The 20,572-nt window shown below is 64.1% G+C and carries 18 protein-coding genes, 1 pseudogene and 1 riboswitch; of the genes and pseudogenes, 12 read left to right on the top strand and 7 right to left on the bottom strand.

All coding sequences use genetic code 11. The features are described from left to right. Positions 1-35 precede the first annotated feature (35 nt). From guaB to ACP8ML_RS09330, 3 genes are read left to right on the top strand one after another with little or no spacing between them, the layout of a single operon-like run. Positions 36-1,550 carry an IMP dehydrogenase gene (guaB, locus tag ACP8ML_RS09340; protein ID WP_015582215.1) on the top strand — a complete coding sequence of 505 codons (1,515 nt, stop codon included), beginning with the start codon at positions 36-38 and terminating at the stop codon, positions 1,548-1,550. Positions 1,551-1,584: 34 nt separating this feature from the next. Further along, positions 1,585-2,688 carry a GuaB3 family IMP dehydrogenase-related protein gene (locus ACP8ML_RS09335; RefSeq protein WP_023033142.1) on the top strand — a complete coding sequence of 368 codons (1,104 nt, stop codon included), beginning with the start codon at positions 1,585-1,587 and terminating at the stop codon, positions 2,686-2,688. A gap of 58 nt (positions 2,689-2,746) precedes the next feature. Beyond that, positions 2,747-3,097, top strand: coding sequence for a chorismate mutase (locus tag ACP8ML_RS09330; RefSeq protein WP_065673839.1), 351 nt, complete (start codon positions 2,747-2,749; stop codon positions 3,095-3,097). Between the two features lie 4 nt (positions 3,098-3,101). On the opposite strand, the gene cysE is transcribed toward ACP8ML_RS09330, so the two are convergent. Continuing rightward, positions 3,102-3,674 carry a serine O-acetyltransferase gene (cysE, locus tag ACP8ML_RS09325; RefSeq protein ID WP_065673838.1) on the bottom strand — a complete coding sequence of 191 codons (573 nt, stop codon included), beginning with the start codon at positions 3,672-3,674 and terminating at the stop codon, positions 3,102-3,104. A gap of 202 nt (positions 3,675-3,876) precedes the next feature. Here cysE and guaA point away from each other — a divergent pair, with 202 nt between their 5' ends. Then, positions 3,877-5,430, top strand: coding sequence for a glutamine-hydrolyzing GMP synthase (gene guaA / locus ACP8ML_RS09320; protein ID WP_065673837.1), 1,554 nt, complete (start codon positions 3,877-3,879; stop codon positions 5,428-5,430). Positions 5,431-5,497: 67 nt separating this feature from the next. Here guaA and ACP8ML_RS09315 read toward each other — a convergent pair whose 3' ends face one another. The 6 genes from ACP8ML_RS09315 to ACP8ML_RS09290 form a co-directional block, all read right to left on the bottom strand. Beyond that, entirely contained in the window at positions 5,498-5,824 is a 327-nt protein-coding gene (locus tag ACP8ML_RS09315; RefSeq protein ID WP_065673836.1) for a PspC domain-containing protein, read from the bottom strand. A 161-nt stretch (positions 5,825-5,985) separates the two neighbouring features. Continuing rightward, positions 5,986-6,249: a GlsB/YeaQ/YmgE family stress response membrane protein gene (locus ACP8ML_RS09310; protein WP_004808934.1), complete on the bottom strand. Its 264-nt coding sequence runs from the start codon at positions 6,247-6,249 to the stop codon at positions 5,986-5,988. A gap of 146 nt (positions 6,250-6,395) precedes the next feature. Continuing rightward, a complete protein-coding gene (locus ACP8ML_RS09305; protein WP_065673835.1) occupies positions 6,396-7,658 on the bottom strand; it encodes a phospholipase D-like domain-containing protein in 1,263 nt (420 codons plus the stop codon). A gap of 87 nt (positions 7,659-7,745) precedes the next feature. Further along, on the bottom strand, positions 7,746-8,399 hold the full coding sequence (locus tag ACP8ML_RS09300) for a methionine ABC transporter permease (RefSeq protein WP_065673834.1): 654 nt from the start codon (positions 8,397-8,399) through the stop codon (positions 7,746-7,748). Further along, positions 8,399-9,481 (bottom strand): methionine ABC transporter ATP-binding protein, encoded by a 1,083-nt coding sequence (locus tag ACP8ML_RS09295; RefSeq protein ID WP_065673833.1) that lies wholly within the window; start codon positions 9,479-9,481, stop codon positions 8,399-8,401. Before ACP8ML_RS09295 ends, ACP8ML_RS09300 begins: the two co-directional genes overlap by 1 nt. A 30-nt stretch (positions 9,482-9,511) precedes the next feature. Next, a complete protein-coding gene (locus tag ACP8ML_RS09290) occupies positions 9,512-10,474 on the bottom strand; it encodes a MetQ/NlpA family ABC transporter substrate-binding protein (RefSeq protein ID WP_117189643.1) in 963 nt (320 codons plus the stop codon). A 139-nt stretch (positions 10,475-10,613) separates the two neighbouring features. Here ACP8ML_RS09290 and ACP8ML_RS09285 point away from each other — a divergent pair. From ACP8ML_RS09285 to ribB, 8 genes and pseudogenes are all read left to right on the top strand, one after another. Continuing rightward, a pseudogene (locus ACP8ML_RS09285) lies at positions 10,614-10,844 on the top strand (hypothetical protein). Positions 10,845-10,912: 68 nt separating this feature from the next. Then, a complete protein-coding gene (gene pcrA / locus ACP8ML_RS09280) occupies positions 10,913-13,345 on the top strand; it encodes a DNA helicase PcrA (RefSeq protein ID WP_462552823.1) in 2,433 nt (810 codons plus the stop codon). 211 nt (positions 13,346-13,556) lie between these two features. Continuing rightward, positions 13,557-14,732, top strand: a complete 1,176-nt coding sequence (gene sucC, locus ACP8ML_RS09275) for an ADP-forming succinate--CoA ligase subunit beta (RefSeq protein WP_117189645.1) — start codon at positions 13,557-13,559, stop codon at positions 14,730-14,732. 3 nt (positions 14,733-14,735) lie between these two features. Next, the gene (gene sucD / locus ACP8ML_RS09270; protein WP_063279532.1) at positions 14,736-15,629 is read left to right on the top strand and encodes a succinate--CoA ligase subunit alpha; all 894 of its coding nucleotides are present in this window, start codon (positions 14,736-14,738) and stop codon (positions 15,627-15,629) included. Between the two features lie 154 nt (positions 15,630-15,783). Further along, positions 15,784-17,367 (top strand): cell division protein PerM, encoded by a 1,584-nt coding sequence (locus ACP8ML_RS09265; RefSeq protein WP_117189646.1) that lies wholly within the window; start codon positions 15,784-15,786, stop codon positions 17,365-17,367. Between the two features lie 105 nt (positions 17,368-17,472). Then, a riboswitch (FMN riboswitch) is annotated at positions 17,473-17,607 on the top strand. A 71-nt stretch (positions 17,608-17,678) separates the two neighbouring features. Beyond that, positions 17,679-18,674 (top strand): bifunctional diaminohydroxyphosphoribosylaminopyrimidine deaminase/5-amino-6-(5-phosphoribosylamino)uracil reductase RibD, encoded by a 996-nt coding sequence (ribD, locus tag ACP8ML_RS09260; RefSeq protein ID WP_065673817.1) that lies wholly within the window; start codon positions 17,679-17,681, stop codon positions 18,672-18,674. Positions 18,675-18,682: 8 nt separating this feature from the next. Continuing rightward, complete coding sequence (locus ACP8ML_RS09255) at positions 18,683-19,282, top strand: riboflavin synthase (RefSeq protein WP_016665980.1); 600 nt, start codon at positions 18,683-18,685, stop codon at positions 19,280-19,282. Further along, positions 19,276-20,571: a 3,4-dihydroxy-2-butanone-4-phosphate synthase gene (ribB, locus tag ACP8ML_RS09250; protein WP_016665979.1), complete on the top strand. Its 1,296-nt coding sequence runs from the start codon at positions 19,276-19,278 to the stop codon at positions 20,569-20,571. Before ACP8ML_RS09255 ends, ribB begins: the two co-directional genes overlap by 7 nt. The last annotated feature ends 1 nt before the right edge of the window (position 20,572 follow it).

The raw sequence follows: 20,572 nt of genomic DNA, 5'->3' as shown, positions 1-20,572 counted from the left end.
GATAGGATGACGTTTATCCCGGCGAAAGGTGGCTCATGACCTCGGACTCCCGCCCGACCACGATTGAGGAGCTGGCACCACTGGCCCTCACTTTTGACGACGTCCTGCTCCAGCCTGTTGAGAGCAACGTCATCCCCTCCCAGGTCGACACGACGACCAAGGTTTCCCGCAACATCGACATCGCAATCCCGCTTGTCAGCGCAGCGATGGACACCGTCACGGAGACTCGGATGGCAGTGGCGATGGCCCGTGAGGGTGGCCTCGGCATCCTGCACCGCAACCTGTCCATCGAGGACCAGGCCGCGATGGTCGATCAGGTGAAGCGCTCGGAGGCCGGCATGGTCGACGAACCCATCACCATCTCCCCGGACGCCACCCTGGCTGATGCCGAGGAGCTCTGCCACACTTACCGCATCTCCGGTGTTCCGGTCGTCGACGAGGAGGAGAACCTCGTCGGCATCATCACCAACCGCGACATGCGCTTCGAGGAGAACCCGCGGCGCCTCATCCGCGAGGTCATGACCCCGGCCCCGCTGGTCACGGCTCCGGTGGGCACCAGTCCGTCCGACGCCCTTTCCCTGCTGGCCGCGCACAAGATCGAAAAGCTGCCGTTGATCGACGCCGACGGCAAGCTGCGCGGCCTGTTCACCCTCAAGGACTTCGTCAAGGCCGACAAGTACCCCAACGCCACCAAGGATCCTCAGGGGCGTCTGCGCGTGGGTGCTGCCATCGGTTTCTTCGGCAACTCGTGGGAACGCGCCATGGCACTGGTGGAGGAGGGTGTCGACCTCATCATCGTCGACACCGCTCACGGCCACACCCAGGGCGTTCTCGACATGATCGCCAAGCTCAAGGCCGAGCCTGCCGCCAAGGGGGTAGACGTCGTCGGCGGCAACATCGCCACCTACGAGGCTGCCAAGGCGCTCTGCGAGGCCGGAGCCGACGGCATCAAGGTCGGCATCGGGCCGGGCTCGATCTGCACCACTCGTGTGGTTGCCGGTGTCGGCGTCCCCCAGGTGACTGCCATCTTCGAGGCGTCCCGCGCTGCTCGCCAGTACGGCGTGCCGGTCATCGGAGACGGTGGCCTGCAATACTCCGGCGACATCGCCAAGGCCATGGTCGCCGGTGCCGATTCCGTCATGCTCGGATCCCTGCTGGCCGGTTGCGAGGAGTCCCCGGGTGAGCTCGCCTTCATCAACGGCAAGCAGTTCAAGACCTACCGTGGCATGGGATCGATGGGTGCCATGTCAGCGCGTGGCGAGAAGCTGTCCTATTCCAAGGACCGCTACTTCCAGGGTGACGTCACCACGAATGACAAGATCATCCCGGAGGGCATTGAGGGTCAGGTTGCCTACCGTGGCCCACTGGGGGCGGTGGCCTACCAGCTGGTTGGCGGTCTGCGTCAGTCGATGTTCTACACCGGCGCCCGCACCATTGGCCAGCTGCACGAGCGTGGTCGTTTCGTGCGCATCACCTCGGCCGGTCTGCGGGAGTCTCATCCGCATGACATTCAGATGACGGTCGAGGCCCCCAACTACTCCGCCCACTGACGGGCGAGCCGGAGAATCCGGCAGGAAAGGAATCATGTACGACATCGGACGCAGCAAGCGTGCCACCCGGGCGTACAGCCTGGATGACATCGCTCTCATCCCTTCCCGGCGCACCCGCGGCACCGAGATGGTGAACTTGGAGTGGCGCATCGACGCTCTCACCTTCGACTTCCCGATCATGGCCGCCCCGATGGACTCGGTGATGAGCCCGGCGACGGCCATCGAGTTCGGGCGTCTGGGTGGCCTCGGTGTGCTCAACCTCGAGGGATTGTGGACCCGTTACGAGGACCCCACGCCGTACCTCGAGGAGCTGGCCGGGCTGAGTGACGACGTCGCCACCACCCGCCGTATGCAGGAGATCTACTCCGAGCCGATCAAGGCCGAGCTCATCACCGCCAGGATGACCGAGATTCGGGCCGCCGGAGTGCCGGTAGCCGGGTCCTTGTCGCCGAAGAATGCGTCTCGGTTCTCCGAGACTGTCGTCAACACCGGGGCTGATTTCTTCGTCATCCGTGGCACGACGGTGTCGGCCGAGCATGTCGGTAGTGGGGACGACGTCCTCGACCTGCGCAAGTTCATCTACGAGCTCGACGTCCCGGTCATCGTCGGTGGATGCGCGACCTACCAGACGGCCCTGCACCTCATGCGGACCGGCGCGGCTGGCGTGCTCGTCGGCTTCGGTGGGGGAGCGGCCCACACCACCCGCCAGGTCCTTGGCATCGAGGTGTCGATGGCGTCGGCGATCGCTGACGTCGCCGAGGCCCGTCGCGACTACATGGACGAGTCGGGGGGACGCTACGTCCACGTCATCGCCGATGGCTCGGTGGGACATTCCGGGGACATCGCCAAGGCCATCGCTTGTGGTGCTGACGCAGTCATGGTCGGATCCCCACTGGCCCGGGCCGCCGAGGCCCCTGGCAGAGGATGGCACTGGGGTGCCGAGGCATGGCACGCTGACCTGCCGCGTGGTTCTCGGGTGCACTTCGAGCCCGTGGGTACTCTCGCGGAGGTGCTCAGCGGGCCTTCGCGCGTCCCGGACGGCACCATGAACCTCGTCGGTGGGCTGCGTCAGGCCATGGCCACCACCGGCTATTCGGAGGTCAAGGAGTTCCAGCGCATCGAGCTGACGATTCGCTGACCGTCCCATCAATCAGGACACCGTCCCGGCGAACGGGATGGCTGGCTAACCTTCGGGCATGAGCGAAGTGCCCGAAGAATTGGTCGTGTTGCGCGGCGCGATTGACAACATGGACGCCGCCCTCATCCATCTGCTCGCCGAGAGGTTCCGGATCACCCGCGAGGTGGGCCGCCTCAAGGCCGAGCGCGGACTGCCGCCGGCAGATCCGGCCCGTGAGGCCGAACAGATCGCACGGTTGCGTCAGCTCGCCATCGAGTCGAACCTCGATCCCGAGTTCGCCCAGAAGGTCATCACCTTCATCGTTGCCGAGGTGGTGCGTCACCACGAGGCCATTGCAGACGAGTCCCAGGACGACCCTGCGAGCGCCCCCGAAGCGGATGCGTCCACCTCGGAGGCATTCGGCAACTGATGGGTCAGGCGATGACGTCGCCCTGGTGAACCGTCGACGGGATACCGACGACGACCGTTCCGGGGGCGACGTCCTTGATGACCAGCGCGTTGGCGCCGATCTTGCAGTCGTCACCGACGGTGATGTCACCAATGATCTTGGCACCGGCGCCGATGAGGACACGATTGCCAATCGTGGGGTGACGCTTGAAGTGTCCGCGCGCGCGTCCGCCGAGGGTGACCTGGTGGTACATCAGCACGTCGTCACCCACGACCGCCGTCTCCCCGATGACCACCCCCATGCCGTGGTCAATGAAGAACCGACGCCCGATCGTCGCTCCTGGATGGATCTCGATTCCGGTGAGATTGCGGGAGAGCTGGGACAGCAGACGAGCCAGTGGGCGCAGCGCCGGATACTTCACCCAGATGGCATGGGCGAGACGGTGTGCCCAGATGGCATGGACGCCCTGGTATGCGATGGCGACCATGAGTTTCGACGTGGCGGCGGGGTCCTCACGCATGGCGGCGTCGAGGTCCTCCATGGCGCGTTCCTTCCATCGCTTGAGGGTCCGGAGGAGTTCCGTCGTCTCATTCGTCATGGCCAGCCTCAGTTCTGCTGCAGTGAGTGGTACCGGTGAATGAACCATATCGAGCCCAGACCTGTCGACCAACGGAAAGGGCGGGCGGAGTTCCACTTCGTGGTCATCTGACGGCATTCCGACGCCCATCGGGTGGATGTTCGCGCAGTCGGGGACCGGTCGAGTGGCGCGACAGGGGGCGCTGGGCCATAGACTCGGCCTCATGGAACAACTCCACGACGTCGTTCTGGTGGTCGACTTCGGGGCGCAGTACGCCCAGCTCATTGCCCGCCGGGTGCGCGAGGTGAACGTTTACTCCGAGATCGTCCCGCACAACATGCCAGTCCGCGAGATGCTCGCCAAGGAACCTGCCGCGATCATCCTTTCCGGAGGCCCGGCCTCGGTCTACGCGGATGGGGCCCCGAGCGTCGACCCGGCCCTGTTCAACGCCGGTGTGCCGGTGATGGGCATCTGTTACGGCTTCCAGGCCATGGCTCAGGCCCTCGGTGGTCAGGTCGCCCACACCGGAGCCTCTGAATACGGACGTACCAGCCTGTGCATCACCTCCCCAGGTCAACTGCTCTCCCGTATCCCTCACACCATCAGCGTGTGGATGAGTCACGGTGACTCCGTCTCCCGTGCTCCGGAGGGGTTCTCGACCCTCGCTCGTACTGCAGGTGCCCCGGTGGCCGCCTTCGAGAACGTGGAGCGCAAGCTCGTCGGTGTGCAGTGGCACCCGGAGGTACAGCATTCCGAATCCGGGCAGACGGTTCTGGAGCACTTCCTCTTCGACATCGCCGGATGCCGTCCGGACTGGAATGCCAGCTCGATCGTCGGAGACCAGATCGCTCAGATCCGCGGACAGGTCGGTGACCGTCGTGTCATCTGTGCACTGTCTGGCGGCGTTGACTCCGCGGTCGCGGCCGCTCTGGTGCAGCGTGCCGTCGGCGACCAGCTCACCTGCGTCTTCGTCGATCACGGTCTGCTGCGTCAGGGAGAGGCCGAGCAGGTCAAGCACGACTTCGTCGAGGCCACTGGCGCTGACCTCGTGGTGGCAGACGAGTCCCAGCGTTTCCTGGACGCCCTGGCCGGAGTCACCGATCCCGAGGCCAAGCGCAAGATCATTGGTCGCGAGTTCATTCGCACCTTCGAGGACGTCGCCAAACGGCTCAACGCCGATCAGACGATCGACTTCCTGGTGCAGGGGACCCTTTACCCCGACGTCGTCGAGTCCGGCGGTGGCGAGGGAGCCGCCAACATCAAGAGCCACCACAACGTCGGAGGCCTTCCCGACGATCTGCAGTTCAGCCTCGTCGAGCCGCTGCGCACCCTCTTCAAGGATGAGGTGCGAGCCGTCGGCCTGGAGCTGGGCCTGCCCGAGGACATCGTGTGGCGCCAGCCCTTCCCAGGCCCGGGCCTGGGTATTCGCGTCATCGGCGAGGTGACCAAGGAGCGCCTTGAGGTGCTGCGTACTGCCGATGCCATCACCCGCGAGGAGATGAGCGCGGCTGGTCTGGATCGCAAGGTCTGGCAGTGTCCGGTGGTGCTGCTCGGTGACGTCCACTCGGTGGGTGTGCAGGGTGACGGACGTACCTACGGCTCGCCGATTGTGCTGCGCCCGGTGACCAGTGAGGACGCTATGACCGCTGATTGGGCCCGCATTCCCTATGACGTGCTGGAGAAGATCTCCACCCGGATCACCAACGCCTGCCCGCAGATCAACCGGGTGGTTCTCGACATCACCTCGAAGCCGCCGGCCACCATTGAGTGGGAGTGAGACGGCTCCAGGACATGACAGGGCCCGTACCGATCGATCGGTGCGGGCCCTGTCATGTAGCTGAAGGTCAGTCCTCCTTGTACGGGTTGAAGGTCTCGTCGGGACGATGGGGAGCTGTCGTCTGATTGAAGTTCCAGGTATTTTCTGAGTGACGCGATTCCTGCTTGTCCCGTGCCTTTCGGGCGGCATCACCAGCCATGCTCGCGCCGCTGCGCTCGTCCGGGATGATCACCCACAACACGAGGTAGATGAGTGGTCCCGAGCCGGCAGCGAGAATCAAGACCGCTGCGACGATGCGGACAATGGTCGGGTCCAGATCGAAGGCGTTGGCAATGCCTTGGCAGACGCCGCCGACGATGCGGCCCTCCTCGGGCCGGGTGATCTTGGTGGCCATAGGTCGGTCCTCCTGACTAGTGGCTTACATCCATCGTGCCACGTGTCTGTGAGGCGCACGGAGACATCAATGAGCGCGGGGTGTCCCGGAGGTGCCCATACATGCAGCGAGGCCCCGTCCTTGGACGGGGCCTCGCTGGAGAGGGGCGAGAGATCAGTAGGTCACTGGCTCTTCTTCTTGGTGATGACACCCCAGATCCACAGGACGATGAGGGCACCGACGATTGAGATGAGCCAGGTCCAGAGGTTCCAGAAGTCGCCAAGGGGCTTGTTGAAGATGAGGGAGCCGAGCCAGCCACCAAGAACCGCGCCGACGACGCCGAGAAGGAGGGTGACGAGGATGCCGCCGCCCTGCTTGCCCGGCATGATGGCCTTGGCGATGGCGCCGGCGATGAGTCCGAGAACAATCCATGCAAAGAATCCCATGCGTCCAGTGTCGTTGACGATGGGTCAAAACGTCCAGTAACGATCACGGATCGTAGCCGAGTACTTAACCAAAAGTGCGTATTGTTACCAGCGACAACAGTTGCCTGGCTAGGTAATACGTCATTTTTTACGCTGGCGACGGAATCTCAGAAAAATGGTCGCCATGGGGACAACAGCGCCTCGGTGAATTTTGCGACGTTGGATCGCGACTGCCATTCGTCGAGGGTGAGCTCCACGCAGTTCGCCATGTCGATCTCGAATATTTCAGCCATCCGCTCGGCGACAGTGGGATCGGTGATGGCGATGTTGACCTCATAGTTGCCCTGGAGGGACAACCTGTCGAGGTTGGCCGTGCCGATCGTCGACCAGATGCCGTCAATGGTGCAGGTCTTGGCATGCACCATGGCTCCCTGGTAGAGGAAGAGCCGTACTCCCTGATGAAGGAGCCGGTCGTAGTAGCCACGGCTCAGCCAGTCAGCGATGACGTGATTCGACTCGGCGGGAATGACGATACGCACGTCGACCCCGCGAGAGGTCGCCTGGTGAAGGGCAGCGACGACGTCATCGTCCGGAATGAGATAACCCTGGGTCATCCAGATCCGCTCACTGGCACGGTCAATGGCCTCGAGGTACATGTTCCGAATGGGATAGACGGCCATCCGCGGGGAGTTGCGGTGTACCGCGAAGGGGGTGTCCCAGTAGCGCACCCCAGGGGAGGGCAACACCGGCTGATTGCGTCGCGAGACCAACGCCCCTTTGGGTCGCTGGTTCCACATGTCGACGAAGGTGTTCTCCAATTCCCCGACAGCCGGGCCGGTGATACGGGCGTGGGTGTCACGCCACCGATCCGCGTAGAGGGACCCGATGTTGTACCCACCGATGTAGGCGACGCCGGAATCGACGACGAGGAGCTTGCGGTGGTCGCGTCCCATGTTGCGGATGGTTGGCATCCACGACGGGGTCACGAGCGGTTGGGCGCGCACATGGACGCCGTGCAGCTCGCGGAAGAAGCGCGGATCGACGACGAGGTTGGCGAAGGTGTCCCACATCGCATAGACCTCGACGCCTCGGGCAACGGCGTCGACGAGGGCCTGGCGGAACTGTCGACCGACCTCGTCGTTCTTCCAGATGAAGGTTTCGAGATAAATGGTGTGCTGAGCCGCCTCGATGTCGGCGATCATCGCAGCGTAGAGGTCACGTCCGAAGGTGAAGATCTCGACCTGGTGATCGCCCACCTCGAGGGATTCCACCGAGGCGGTGGGGAAGCGGTAGGGACGGCGACCCCGTCTCCTGACGCCGTTGAAGACGACGAGCCCTGCCATCGTGGCCATCTGGGCGGCAACCGTTCCGCCTGCTACCCAGTGCAGGACGCGGCGAAGGGTGGTTTTCTGGCGAGGGGCCCGGGTCATGTGCTCAGGGTACCGGGCCCCCGAACACCGGCTGCGAGGCAGTCGGCGTCGAGGGCCTGGAAACGTTGTGTCATGACGACTGGTTGATCACCGGCGCAGTGCCCGTCGCGCCAACCAGTTGCCCAGGAACTGGGCCAGCTGGACGACGATGATGATCGTCACGACGGCAACGGCCGTCACCGTCCAGTCGTACCGCTGATAACCGTAAGTGATGGCGAACTGCCCCAGACCGCCACCGCCCAGAGCACCGGCGATGGCCGTCATGTCGACGATCGCGATGAGGATGTAGGTGTATCCGAGAATCAGCGGGCCCAGGGCCTCACGGGCCACGACGTCGAAGAGGATCCGCCACGGACCGGCGCCCATGGCGCGCGCAGCCTCGATGACACCGGGCTCGACGGTGACGAGGTTCTGCTCGACGATTCGGGAGATCGCGAAGGTGGCCGCGATGCACAGTGGGAAGGTGGCGGCACGAACGCCGATCGTCGTTCCGACGACCTTGAGTGTCAGTGGAGCGATCGCCGTCATGAAGATGATGAACGGAATCGGCCGGATGATGTTGACGATGACGTTGAGAATGGTGTGGACGACCTTGTTGGCGAGCAGCCCACCGCGACGGGTGGCGTAGAGCAGGATGCCCAGCACCAGTCCACAGACACCGCCGATCACCAGGGTGATCAGGGCCATGAAGAGGGTTTCCCAGATGGACTGCAGATATATCGGACGCAGGTAATCACTCATCAGTGGTCCTCCTGACTGGTGGTCGTGGTGGCGGCAGCCGTGTCGGAGGCGTCGGTCAGGATCCGGGCAGCCTTCTCGACGGCCTCGTCGGGGCCCGACAAGGCCACGGTGTAATTGCCCAGCGAGCCGCCGTGGACCTCGATGACTCCACCATGGACGATCCGGAAGGAAGCCCCCGTCTGGCCGATACGAGCCAGCGCGTCCCCGAAGGCGTCACTGGACACCGAGCTGACGTCGACCAGGCGAGTGCCAGGGTTCTCCGAGCGCAGCCGGGCCTCTTCCTCCCCACTGGGATGCTGACCGATGATCGTCGACAGGAAGCGCTGGGTGGTCTCGGACTGTGGATGGGCGAAGACCTGCCGGGCGCTCCCGGTCTCGACGAGGTGTCCAGCTTCCAGCACCGAGACCTGCTGAGCGATGGAACGGACGACCTCCATCTCGTGGGTGATGACGACAACCGTCACCCCGAGAACCTCGTTGACCCGCTTGAGTAGGGAGAGGACGTCAGCCGTCGTCTCCGGGTCGAGGGCGGAGGTGGATTCGTCAGCCAACAGGATCGACGGCTTGGTGGCCAGCGCCCTGGCGATTCCGACTCGCTGCATCTGTCCGCCGGAGAGCTGGTTGGGATGATCCCATGCCTTGCTCGTCAGCCCGACGAAGCTCAGCAGCTCGGTGACGCGCTCCTTCTCCTGGGCCTTCTTCCAGCGAGCCAGCTTGAGTGGGTAGGCGACGTTGTCGTAGATAGTCCGGGACCCGAACAGGTTGAACTGCTGGAAGATCATCCCGATGTCGGTTCGCAGCGGGCGCATCGCCTTGTCGGAGAGCTGGGAGACGTCGGTGCCGTCAACCAGTACCTGCCCGCTCGTCGGGGATTCCAACCCGTTGATGAGGCGCACCAGGGTGGATTTTCCAGCGCCGGAATGTCCGATGACCGCTGAGATGGAACCTCTCTTGATCGCCAGGCTCACGTCGTCCAAGGCTCGCACCGGCCCGATACGGGTCTGGAAGTCCTTGGTGACGTGTTCGAAGACGATGTGATCAGGACACTGCGGCGCCGAAGCAGGCGCGACATCTGTTGCCATGGGGAGCCTCGCTGGGAAATCGGATAGGGATCAGGAATTCGACTTCTTGATTTCGGTGGTCAGATCGCCCAAGATCTTGTCGAGATCGGCCTGGGAACGATCAGAAACGACCTTGGCAGTGCCGCCGGACTGCTTGACGATCGACTTCTGAACCTCGGGGTCCGACCACAGCTTGGCGACCTTCTTGTAGGTCTCGTTGTTCTTGTCAGCGGCCTTGGCAGCAATGATGTTGACGTAGGGGTCGGCCGACTTGCCGGTGGCGTTGTCCTTGTAGAGAACCTTGTTGAGATCCAGGCCGGCGTCGGCGGCGAAGTTGTTGTTGATGACCGCGGCATCGACACCGTCGAGGGAGGCAGCCGTCTGGGCGGCGTCAATGGCCTTAACCTTCACCTTGGACTGGTTGGCAATGACGTCGGCAGGGGTCGACAGGGCAGACCCGCCGTTGCGTAGCTTGAGCAGTCCGGCCTTCTGCAGCACGAGAAGGGCACGTCCCTGATTGGTGGCGTCGTTCGGAATGGCAACGGTGACCCCGGCAGGAAGCTGGGAGACCTGCTGGTACTTCTTGGAGTAGATGTTCAACGGGACGACGTAGGTCGCGGAGATCGCGGTGAGGTTGTCGTGGTTCTTGACGTTGTAGTCAGCCAGGAAGAGCAGGTGCTGGAAGACGTTGAGGTCGACCTGCCCCTGGGAAAGGGCGACGTTGGGCTGGGTGTAATCGTTGAAGTTGACGACCTCGATGTTGATGCCCTCGGCGGAGGCCTTCTTCTTGAGGACCTTCCAGTAGTCGTTGGCGGCCTCGGTGGTGCCGATCTTGACGGTCGTCGTGCCGCCAGCTGCTGAGTCGTCACCCTTGTTCTTGTTCACCGCGAAGATGATGCCGGCGATGATCGCCAGCACGACGATGATGATGCCGACGATGAGGCCAGTGTGGTGGCCACCGGGCTTTTCGGGAAGAGCCTCAGGGGTCGACGCCGAGGGGGTGGATGCGCTCATGAGTTGGTCTCCTGGATATGTCTTGGGTGGATTCGGGTGAAGATGCGATCGGGTATGGCACGTCGGTCTGCATGAGTGTGCAGATGTGGGCATAGACCGACCACTAGCATGAACCAGTGGGAGAGAGGGGCCGGAAGTCCTGCCGGCGGAACCAGTCCGCCGTCAGCAGGTGCCGAGCATTCGCAGGTAGCACGAGCGGCACATCATCATCGAGGCCGCGCGAAGGTCGGCGTCGACGGTGTGGCTGAAGGCCGCAGTCATAGCAGTGCTCCTGAATTCTGGTGGCGACCCTGATCGGGTCGAGCTTTCCTTGAACTTACGGCCATTCATCCGATGCTGTCAATGCGTGAGCGTCTGTTTCACTGGATGAACACCAGTGAGTCATGGGGATCAGCGCCCTGTGGAGGGCCCTGACGGACCGGTAGGCTGTGAGCCGCCATGACGACACCGGATCTGTTTTCGTTCTTCGAGTCGACCAATGAGAGGCGCCACCCGGTCGAACCGGGGGTCTTGCCGACGCATGCCGCGATGACTACGGCAGGAGTCTCTTCCGTCGACCTGCTGGCCGACCTCAACCCGCCCCAGCGTGAGGCCGTCCTGCATGCGGGGGCCCCGGTCCTCGTGGTGGCCGGTGCTGGTTCGGGCAAGACCCGTGTCCTGACCCGTCGTATCGCGCACCTAGTGGGGGAGCGCGGTGTCCATCCCGGTTCCATTCTGGCCATCACCTTCACCAACAAGGCTGCGGCTGAGATGAAGGCGCGCGTCGTCGATCTGGTGGGCAACCGGGCCAAGCCGATGTGGGTGTCGACCTTCCATTCCGCTGCGGTGAGAATGCTGCGGACCGACATTGATCGTCTGGACATCTCGCGCAATTTCTCCATTTATGACGACACCGACGCGAAACGACTCATCACCCTGGTGACCCGCGATCAGAATCTGGACCCGAAGAAGTTCCAGCCACGGGCGATCATGAACTGGATCTCGAACCAGAAGAACGAGCTTATCACTCCCGATCAGGCTCTCGAGAATGCCAGTAGCGGAAACGATCGAACGAATGCTGAGGTCTATGTCGAGTACCAGCGTCGCCTTCGTGCTGCGAACGCCCTGGACTTCGACGACCTCATCATGTGCACCGTCACCCTGTTGAGGCGGTTCCCGGACGTGCGTGAGCAGTACCGCCGCCGTTTCTGCCACGTCCTCGTCGATGAGTACCAGGACACCAACACTGCTCAATATCAGTTCATCCGGGAGCTGTGCGGGGATGATCCGGTGCCATTGGCTGACGGAGCGCGCAGCGTCGATTCGCCCGAACTCATGGTCGTGGGTGACTCGGACCAGTCGATTTACGCCTTCCGTGGCGCGACGATTCGTAACATCCTTGATTTCGAGAAGGATTTCCCCGGCGCTCGGACGATCCTGTTGGAACAGAATTACCGTTCCACGCAGACGATCCTCACTGCCGCGAACAATCTCATCAAGGTCAACCCAAACCGTCCGGCCAAGAATCTGTGGACCGATCAGGGTGACGGCGACAAGATCGTCGGATATGTCGCTGATACCGAACATGACGAAGCGGCCTGGGTGGCGCGACGCACCGACGAGCTCGTGGACGAGGGGCGCACCAGTTACGGACAGGTCGCGGTGTTCTACCGCACCAACGCCCAGTCGCGAGCTTTTGAGGATGTCTTCATTCGTACCGGTCTGCCGTACCGGGTCGTCGGAGGCGTGAAGTTCTACGAGCGCAAGGAGGTTCGTGACGCGGTGAGTTACCTGCGCGCCATCGCCAACCCCTCCGACGACGTCTCGCTGCGACGCATCCTCAACACTCCACGCCGCGGCATTGGTGCGCGGGCCGAGGCCGCCGTCGAGATGTTCGCCACTGCTCGACGGATCAGCTTCTGGGAGGCCCTCAGGCGGATCGACGAGATCAATGGACTGGCAACGAGATCGGTCAACCAGATCCGAACCTTCGTCAGCCTGATGGAGGACCACATCGCGATGGTCGAGCAGGGCAGGCGAGCTGATGAGATCGCCAGCTCCATCCTCAAGGAATCCGGCTACATCGCCGAGCTCGAGAACTCCAAGGACCCCCAGGACGAGACGCGGCTGGAGAACCTCGTCGAGCTGGTCTCGGTGGCCCAGGAATTCGTGGCCAGGGTCCACGCCATCGACATCGATGCCGCAGAGGAAGGCGACGTCGAGGACCTCGAGTTGTCGGCCGACGACTCCCTGCCGGCCTTCCTTGAACAGATCGCCCTGGTCGCCGATTCGGACCAGTTACCGACCGGTTCCGACGGGGTCGTCACCCTGATGACCCTGCACACCGCCAAGGGCTTGGAGTTCGACACCGTCTTCATCACTGGATTCGAGGACGGCGTCTTTCCCCACATGAGGTCGCTGGCAGACGCCACCGAACTGGCGGAGGAGAGACGGCTGGCCTATGTGGGCATCACCCGTGCTCGCAAACGGTTGTTCCTGTCCCGGGCCGCGGTGCGGACGATGTGGGGGCAGGCCCAGTACAACCCGCCGAGCCGATTCGTCGACGAGATTCCCGAGCGCCTCATCGAGTGGGAGAGGCTCGGCCAGGTCTCGGTGGGATGGTCGACCTCCGCGAGTGGTCGCTCACACTCGGCACGCGGATCCTTGAATGACGGCACCCCTGCCTTCGGGTCCGGACGGGGACCCGCGAATGCGCCCAGGAGCAAGTCCCTCTCGCTGTCCGTGGGGGACAAGGTGCTGCACTCCACCTTCGGACTCGGCACCGTCAAAGCCACTTCTGGTCAAGGTGAGAACGCCAAGGCTGACGTCGATTTCGGGTCGGCTGGTCTCAAGAGATTGGCGCTGAAGTTCGCTCCGCTCGAGAAGCTGTGAGCACGGCCTCGGGAGTTTTCCCACGTCGGATCGCTCGACGTCGTGACACCGGGTGGGCACTGGACCGTCGGGGTTGTTAATCTGTTCTCGGTGGGCAAACGACCAACCGCGTCGACCTCATTGTGAACATTCTTGTGTTCGAGATGGCAGGTTGCCGTCAGCCCCGTTCCCGGCCAGGCAACGGCCGGTCGACTCGCAGAGTGGAGAGATTGTGGACCTGTACGAATACCAAGCCCGCGACCTGTTTGAGAAGCACGGTGTGCCTGTGCTTCGAGGCGTCGTCGCGGAGATTCCCGAGCAGGCGTCCGAGGCCGCAGCGAAGCTCGGCACCCCCGTCGTCGCCGTCAAGGCGCAGGTCAAGGTGGGTGGCCGTGGCAAGGCTGGCGGCGTCAAGATCGCCAAGTCCCCTCAGGAGGCGGCCGAGCACGCCAAGGCCATCCTGGGCATGGACATCAAGGGTCACACCGTTCACAAGGTGATGATCGCCGAGGGAGCTGACATTGCCGAGGAGTACTACTTCTCGATCCTGCTCGACCGTGGTGAGCGTCGCTACCTGGCGATGTGCTCTCGAGAGGGTGGCATGGACATCGAGACCCTCGCCAAGGAGCGGCCCGAGGCCCTGGCCAAGGTGCCGGTCGACCCGATCGACGGTATCGACGAGGCTAAGGCTCGTGAGATCCTTACTGAGGCTGGCTTCCCCGAGGGGGAGCAGGACGCCATCGTCCCGGCTGTCGTCAAGCTGTGGGAGACCTACCGGGACGAGGACGCCACCCTCGTCGAGGTCAACCCGATGATCAAGACCGGTGACGGACGCATCCTCGCCATCGACGGCAAGATGACCGTCGACAACAACGCCTCCTTCCGTCAGCCGGAGCATGCAGCCCTGGTGGACCGCGCCACCACCGACCCACTGGAGCTGCGCGCCGGTGAGCTCGGCCTCAACTACGTCAAGCTCGACGGCAACGTCGGCGTCATCGGAAACGGCGCCGGCCTCGTCATGAGCACCCTGGACTGCGTCGCCTACGCCGGCGAGGAGTTTCCGGGATCCCCGAAGCCTGCCAACTTCCTCGACATCGGCGGTGGCGCCTCGGCCGAGATCATGGCCAACGGCCTTGACCTCATCATGGGCGACGAGCAGGTCCGTTCCGTCTTCGTCAACGTTTTCGGCGGCATCACCGCCTGCGATCAGGTGGCGCTGGGAATCAAGGGCGCTCTCGAGAAGCTGGGCGAGAAGGCCTCCAAGCCGCTCGTCGTCCGTCTTGACGGCAACAACGTGGCCGAGGGCCGCAAGATTCTCGAGGAATTCAACCACCCGCTCGTGACCATGGTCCCGACCATGGACGAGGCCGCCAGCAAGGCCGCCGAGCTCGCATCCAAGGAGGCCTGAGACATGGCGATCATTCTCGACCAGAACTCCAAGATCATCGTCCAGGGCATGACCGGCTCGGAGGGCATGAAGCACACCCAGCGCATGCTCGACTCCGGCACCGCCGTCGTCGGTGGCGTCAACCCGCGCAAGGCGGGCACTACCGTGTCCTTCAACGGTGGCGTTACCGTCCCGGTCTACGGCAGCGTCAAGGAGGCCGTCGAGGCCACCGGCGCCAATGTGTCCGTGATCTTTGTCCCGGCCAAGTTCACCAAGTCGGCCGTCATGGAGGCCATCGAGGCCGAGGTCCCGCTGGTTGTCTGCATCACCGAGGGTGTCGCCGTCAAGGACACCGCGGAGTTCTTCACCGCCGCCCAGCGTTCCGGCAAGACCCGCATCATCGGCCCGAACTGCCCGGGCATCATCAGCCCCGGAAAGTCCAACGCCGGCATCATTCCCGCCGACATCTCCGGCCCGGGACGCGTGGGCCTGGTCTCCAAGTCCGGCACCCTGACCTACCAGCTCATGTACGAGGTGCGCGACCTGGGCATCTCGACGGCCATCGGCATCGGCGGCGACCCGATCATTGGGACCACCCACATCGATGCCCTGCAGGCCTTCGAGGACGACCCGGAGACCGACATCATCGTCATGATCGGTGAGATCGGTGGCGACGCAGAGGAGCGCGCAGCCAAGTACATCTCTGAGCACGTCACGAAGCCGGTTGTGGCTTACGTGGCTGGCTTCACCGCTCCTGAGGGAAAGACGATGGGTCACGCCGGCGCTATCGTGTCCGGTTCCTCGGGCACCGCGGCCGCCAAGAAGGAGGCTCTCGAGGCTGTTGGCGTTCGCGTCGGCAAGACCCCGACCGAGACCGCCAAGCTGGCTCACGAGGCGATGGACTCGCTCAAGAAGTGACGCCCTGATCCTGTGTTCGCACGGAACCCGGCCCCATTGTGGAGCCGGGTTCCGTGCGTTGTGTCGTGCTCACAGGTGTGGTGACTCAGAATCGTCGCCGGTGGACGGTAGGGTTCCAGATGATCTTCTTCCCCGAACCGAACAGGACTCCCACATGGGCACATCTGGCTCGACATCGACCTCGGCGAGGTTCGTCGTTGAGTCCTCCGAGGCTGACGGACCTCGTGAGCCTCGCGTCCCGTGGCCATGGCCGGTCGTCGTCCTGGCGGCCGCAGCAGCAGCCATCCTGGCCCAATGGCTCGCCTTGGCCGGGATCATCGTCCCGGAGTGGTTGTCCAGTAACGGTCGGTCCTTCCCGAGCATCCTTGTTGCGGCGTCGAGCCTCTGGCTGAGTGGCCACGGTGTGCCCATCGACATCATCGGGATCCACGTCGGCCTCATCCCGCTGGGGCTCACCTGCGTCAGCCTGCTGCTCGGTGAGGAAGCCTGCCGCTATGGCACCCGCGTCTTGTGGCATCGCCACGACGGACACCCGCCACGTCGACATATCGGTGAGGCGATTGCCCTCCACGCCACCATCGAGCTTCTCGCGGCAATCATCATGACGGCTGCCGCCGGTACGTCCCACTGGGTGACGGCCATGGTTGGTGCCCTTCTCATTGGACTGTGCTCAGGTCTCGTCGGGGCTAGTCGCGGTGCACGCGTCAACCCGTTCGGCGGCTTGCCCCACTGGGCTCGTGGACTGCCGAAGGCTGTTGGGTCGACCGTTGCCATCTGCCTGGCAGGCGGATCAGCCGCACTAGCCGTCGCCCTGCTCGTTCATGCGAGCAACGTGGTCCACCTGCACCAACAGATCGGAGCCACCGGATGGGGGGGAGTCTGCCTCATCCTGCTGCAACTGGCCTGGCTGCCCACCATGGCACTGTGGGGAACCTCATGGACGGTCGGCCCGGGGTTTGCCCTTGGAACCGAGACCTTCGTCTCCCCGCTCGGAACACACCTCGGGATCGTCCCGGCATTGCCAGTGCTTGGGGCCTTGCCCTCCAACGGTCCGTTGAGCCCGGCTGCCTGTGCCTGGTTTGCCGTCCCGGTGGTTGCCGGAATCGTCGGTGGCATTCTTGTCATGAAGTCCCTGCCGGAGGCCGGGTTTGAGATAGGAGCGGGTATCGGTGCTCTTTCTGGTCTGTTGTCCGGGCTCGTGTTGGCCATCCTGGGCCTGCTGAGTCGTGGCAGCCTGGGTGATGGACGCCTTAGTGAGGTCGGTACGATCATGCCGGCTATGGCTGGATGCGCGGTCGGTATCCTCACCCTGGTGACGATGCTGTGCGGGTTCGCCGTCGGTATGACTCGCCAGCTGCAATCCGAGGAGTCGCGTCAGGGGCGTGCAGAGCGTCGCGAGGCACACAAGGAAGCCCACGCAGCCAAGTCCGAGGAGAGGGCCCGGAGCCGGGCTGCCAGGAAACAGGCTAAGGCCGAGAAGAAAGCTGCTGCGAAAGCAGCTGACGCGGAGGAGACCCGCGCCGTTCAGGCCGAGGACCTAGATGCTGGTGAGGGTGCGACCTCGGTCGAAAATGAGTCGTCGTGGAAGGACACCGGGTCGAGGAGGACCACCCGTCCCACGGCTGCGTCCAAGGACATCAAGGCGGTCGAGGAAGAGACCATCGGCCACGGCATCTACGACTCCATTCAGAACGATCACGGGAACCCCGACAACGGGGACACCACCCACCATTCCTGAGCCGGGCGAGACCGCCTTCAGGGGTGGCGTCGCCCCCCCTGCCGACATGAACTCCTGGGATGACGCCACACGCCGTGGCAAATGGGTGCATACTTGTCCTCAAGCACACGTGCTCCGGGGTCGGTGAAAGTCCGAACCGGCGGTGACAGTCCGCGACCCGAGCCGTCCTCGTGACGGTGAGGTTGAACCGGTGGAATTCCGGTACCGACGGTTAAAGTCCGGATGGGAGGCAGCACGGCAGGTGGCTGGCGTCGTCAGCCCCGTGTGTCGTCCCTGCGCACCCCCGGAGTCGCAACGGCCCGGGAGGACAGATGGACCAGCGGTGGGACGACGCCATGACGCTCGCCCTGAACTTGGCAACGAACTCGCCATGCCCTGACCCGAATCCGCGTGTCGGCTGCGTCATCGTCGCCGATGGTCAGGTTGTCGGACAGGGATGGCATCACGGGGCGGGAACCTCACACGCCGAGGTAGAGGCACTGCATCAGGCTGGCGACGCTGCCCGGGGAGCCACTGCCGTCGTCACCCTGGAACCGTGCAATCACACCGGACGCACCGGTCCATGCAGCCATGCCCTGCGCGAGGCCGGGGTTTCCCGCGTCGTCATCGCCCAGTCCGACCCCAATCCGGTGGCAGTTGGGGGAGAACAGTTCCTGCGCACCAACGGGGTCGAGGTCGTCACGGGTGTTCTTTCCGAGGCTGCCATGGCTCTCAACGCCGACTGGACGTTCAGCCAGATCCACCGACGCCCCCGGGTGTGCTGGAAGTACGCCGCCACCCTCGACGGACGCAGCGCCGCTCCCGACGGCACAAGTCAGTGGATCACCGGGGAAGAGGCGCGTCACCAAGTGCAGATCGGCCGCTCCCGGTGCGGGGCGATCGTCGTCGGTACCGGAACAGCTCTGGCTGACGATCCTCGACTGACTGTCCGGCTGTCCGAGGTCACCTGTCAGCCGCTGCGCGTCGTGGTGGGGATGAGGGACCTGCCTGCTGGTTGCCATCTCCACGACGATTCCGCCGAGACCTTGCAGATTCGCAGCCACGACCCCGTCGAGGTGCTTGACGTGTTGTGGCATCGCGGCATCCACCGGGTCTGGCTCGAGGGCGGTCCACGCCTGGCCGGAGCATTCCTGGCCGCCGGCCTCGTTGACGAGGTCGTCGCCCACATCGCGCCGACGGTATTGGGAGACGGTCGGGCAGCCGTCATCGATCCCACCGTCACCACCTTGACCTTGGCCCACCACTTCGTCATCGACGACGTGCGCCGGCTGGGCCCTGACATCCAAATCCGCGCACACCACGAGTGAGGAGACCCATGTTCACCGGAATCATCGAGGAGATTGGCGAGGTCGTCGCCATCGACAAGGGACAGGAGTCGGCTCGACTGTCCATCCGCGGACCCGTGGTCTGTTCCGACGCCCGGCTCGGGTCGTCCGTCGCCGTCAACGGCACCTGCCTGACGGTCACCGATCTCGACGAGGTGACCTTCGGCTGTGACGTCATGGCCGAGACCCTCAACCGCACTGCCCTGGGGCGGCTGGCCCCAGGGAGCAGGGTCAATCTGGAGCGCCCGGTGGCTGTGGCGGGACGCCTCGGTGGGCACATCGTCCAGGGGCATGTCGATGGGGTCGCCGAACTTGTCTCCCGTACTCCCGGCGACCACTGGGAGGTATTCCGATTCAGCCTTCCCACCACGCTGGCCAGGTACGTCGTCGAAAAGGGGTCGATCGCGATCAACGGCACATCTCTGACGGTCTGCGAGGTCAGTTCCGAGTGGTTCGAGGTGAGCCTCATCCCGACCACCCTCACCGGCACGGTCCTCGGTGGTCTCGAACCTGGCGAACCCGTGAACATCGAGGTCGACGTCATCGCGAAGTATCTGGAATCCCTCGTGAACAAGGAGAAGTCATGCTGAACACCATCGAGGAGGCGCTGGCCGAGCTGCGCTCCGGACGTCCGGTGCTGGTTGCCGACGACGCCGACCGGGAGAACGAGGGAGACGCCATCCTCGCCGCTGAGCTGGCTGATCCACGCTGGGTCGGATGGATGGTCCGCCACACTTCCGGGTACCTGTGCGCACCCATGACCGACGAGCACGCTGACCAACTCGGTCTGCCCCTCATGTGGCCCGCCAACCAGGACCCGCTGCGAACCCGCTACACCGTCGCCGTTGACGCGGCGTCCGGGATAACGACCGGTATCGATGCCGCCCAGCGTGCTCGCACCGCCCGAGTACTCGCAAGCGCCACCTCGACCTCCGCTGACCTCGTCCGCCCCGGTCACGTCCTGCCGCTGCGGGCCCGCGCCGGGGGAGTGCTGGAGAGGCGCGGTCACACCGAGGCCGCCGTCGACCTCGCCCGGCTGGCCGGCTTGGAACCCGTCGGTCTCATCGGCGAACTCGTGGGGGATGACGGTATGTGTCTGCGTACCGACTCCATAGCCGAGCTGGCTCGCACCGAGGATCTGGCCTTCGTCACCATCGATCAACTGGCGCAGTGGCGGCTCTCCCATGATCCGGCTGACACCACTGCGGCACCTCGCGTGACGGCCCTTGCCAGCGCGGAATTGCCGACCCGGCACGGCCAATTCACGATGACCGGTTACCGCGACAACCTCACCGGGGCAGAACACGTCCTACTCATGTCTGACAAGGGGATCCACCCCGACGACGGTGGCCCAGCCTGGGTGAGGGTGCACTCGGAATGCCTCACCGGTGATGCTCTGGGATCCCTGCGTTGCGACTGCGGCGACCAGCTGACAGCCGCACAGGCCCACGTCAATGAGCATGGTGGGGCCATTATCCTGCTGCGTGGCCACGAGGGACGGGCGACTGGTCTGCTCAACAAGATCGCGGCATACCGGGCCCAGGATGGTGGACTCGACACCGTCGATGCCCAGACTCACCTTGGCCTACCCATCGACGCTCGTGAGTACGGCGCGGCGGTGGCGATTCTGGCTGATGCCGGTGTTTCTGCCGTCCGCCTGCTCACGAACAACCCTGCCAAGGTGGACGCCCTGCGTGAAGGAGGACTTGAGGTGACGATGTCGCCTCTCGAGATTCCGGCCCGTCCCGAGGACGAGCGGTACCTGCGTACGAAACGCGATCGGATGGGACATCTGCTGGCACTTGACCACGACATGCCCGAGATCACCACGCCCGACCCGAATCACCCTGAACCCACCTTGAGCACCCAAGGAGAATGAT

It is taken from the genome of Cutibacterium sp. LaCa_255 (assembly GCF_057458005.1).
This window is presented reverse-complemented; position numbering and strand designations above follow the sequence as displayed.

What these genes read in the sequence shown, in the direction of transcription:
- guaB (WP_015582215.1), top strand. Translation starts at nt 36, where the DNA reads ATGACCTCGGACTCCCGCCCGACCACGATTGAGGAGCTGGCACCACTG.
- ACP8ML_RS09335 (WP_023033142.1), top strand. Translation starts at nt 1,585, where the DNA reads ATGTACGACATCGGACGCAGCAAGCGTGCCACCCGGGCGTACAGCCTG.
- ACP8ML_RS09330 (WP_065673839.1), top strand. Translation starts at nt 2,747, where the DNA reads ATGAGCGAAGTGCCCGAAGAATTGGTCGTGTTGCGCGGCGCGATTGAC.
- cysE (WP_065673838.1), bottom strand. Translation starts at nt 3,674, where the DNA reads ATGACGAATGAGACGACGGAACTCCTCCGGACCCTCAAGCGATGGAAG.
- guaA (WP_065673837.1), top strand. Translation starts at nt 3,877, where the DNA reads ATGGAACAACTCCACGACGTCGTTCTGGTGGTCGACTTCGGGGCGCAG.
- ACP8ML_RS09315 (WP_065673836.1), bottom strand. Translation starts at nt 5,824, where the DNA reads ATGGCCACCAAGATCACCCGGCCCGAGGAGGGCCGCATCGTCGGCGGC.
- ACP8ML_RS09310 (WP_004808934.1), bottom strand. Translation starts at nt 6,249, where the DNA reads ATGGGATTCTTTGCATGGATTGTTCTCGGACTCATCGCCGGCGCCATC.
- ACP8ML_RS09305 (WP_065673835.1), bottom strand. Translation starts at nt 7,658, where the DNA reads ATGACCCGGGCCCCTCGCCAGAAAACCACCCTTCGCCGCGTCCTGCAC.
- ACP8ML_RS09300 (WP_065673834.1), bottom strand. Translation starts at nt 8,399, where the DNA reads ATGAGTGATTACCTGCGTCCGATATATCTGCAGTCCATCTGGGAAACC.
- ACP8ML_RS09295 (WP_065673833.1), bottom strand. Translation starts at nt 9,481, where the DNA reads ATGGCAACAGATGTCGCGCCTGCTTCGGCGCCGCAGTGTCCTGATCAC.
- ACP8ML_RS09290 (WP_117189643.1), bottom strand. Translation starts at nt 10,474, where the DNA reads ATGAGCGCATCCACCCCCTCGGCGTCGACCCCTGAGGCTCTTCCCGAA.
- pcrA (WP_462552823.1), top strand. Translation starts at nt 10,913, where the DNA reads ATGACGACACCGGATCTGTTTTCGTTCTTCGAGTCGACCAATGAGAGG.
- sucD (WP_063279532.1), top strand. Translation starts at nt 14,736, where the DNA reads ATGGCGATCATTCTCGACCAGAACTCCAAGATCATCGTCCAGGGCATG.
- ACP8ML_RS09265 (WP_117189646.1), top strand. Translation starts at nt 15,784, where the DNA reads ATGGGCACATCTGGCTCGACATCGACCTCGGCGAGGTTCGTCGTTGAG.
- ribD (WP_065673817.1), top strand. Translation starts at nt 17,679, where the DNA reads ATGGACCAGCGGTGGGACGACGCCATGACGCTCGCCCTGAACTTGGCA.
- ACP8ML_RS09255 (WP_016665980.1), top strand. Translation starts at nt 18,683, where the DNA reads ATGTTCACCGGAATCATCGAGGAGATTGGCGAGGTCGTCGCCATCGAC.
- ribB (WP_016665979.1), top strand. Translation starts at nt 19,276, where the DNA reads ATGCTGAACACCATCGAGGAGGCGCTGGCCGAGCTGCGCTCCGGACGT.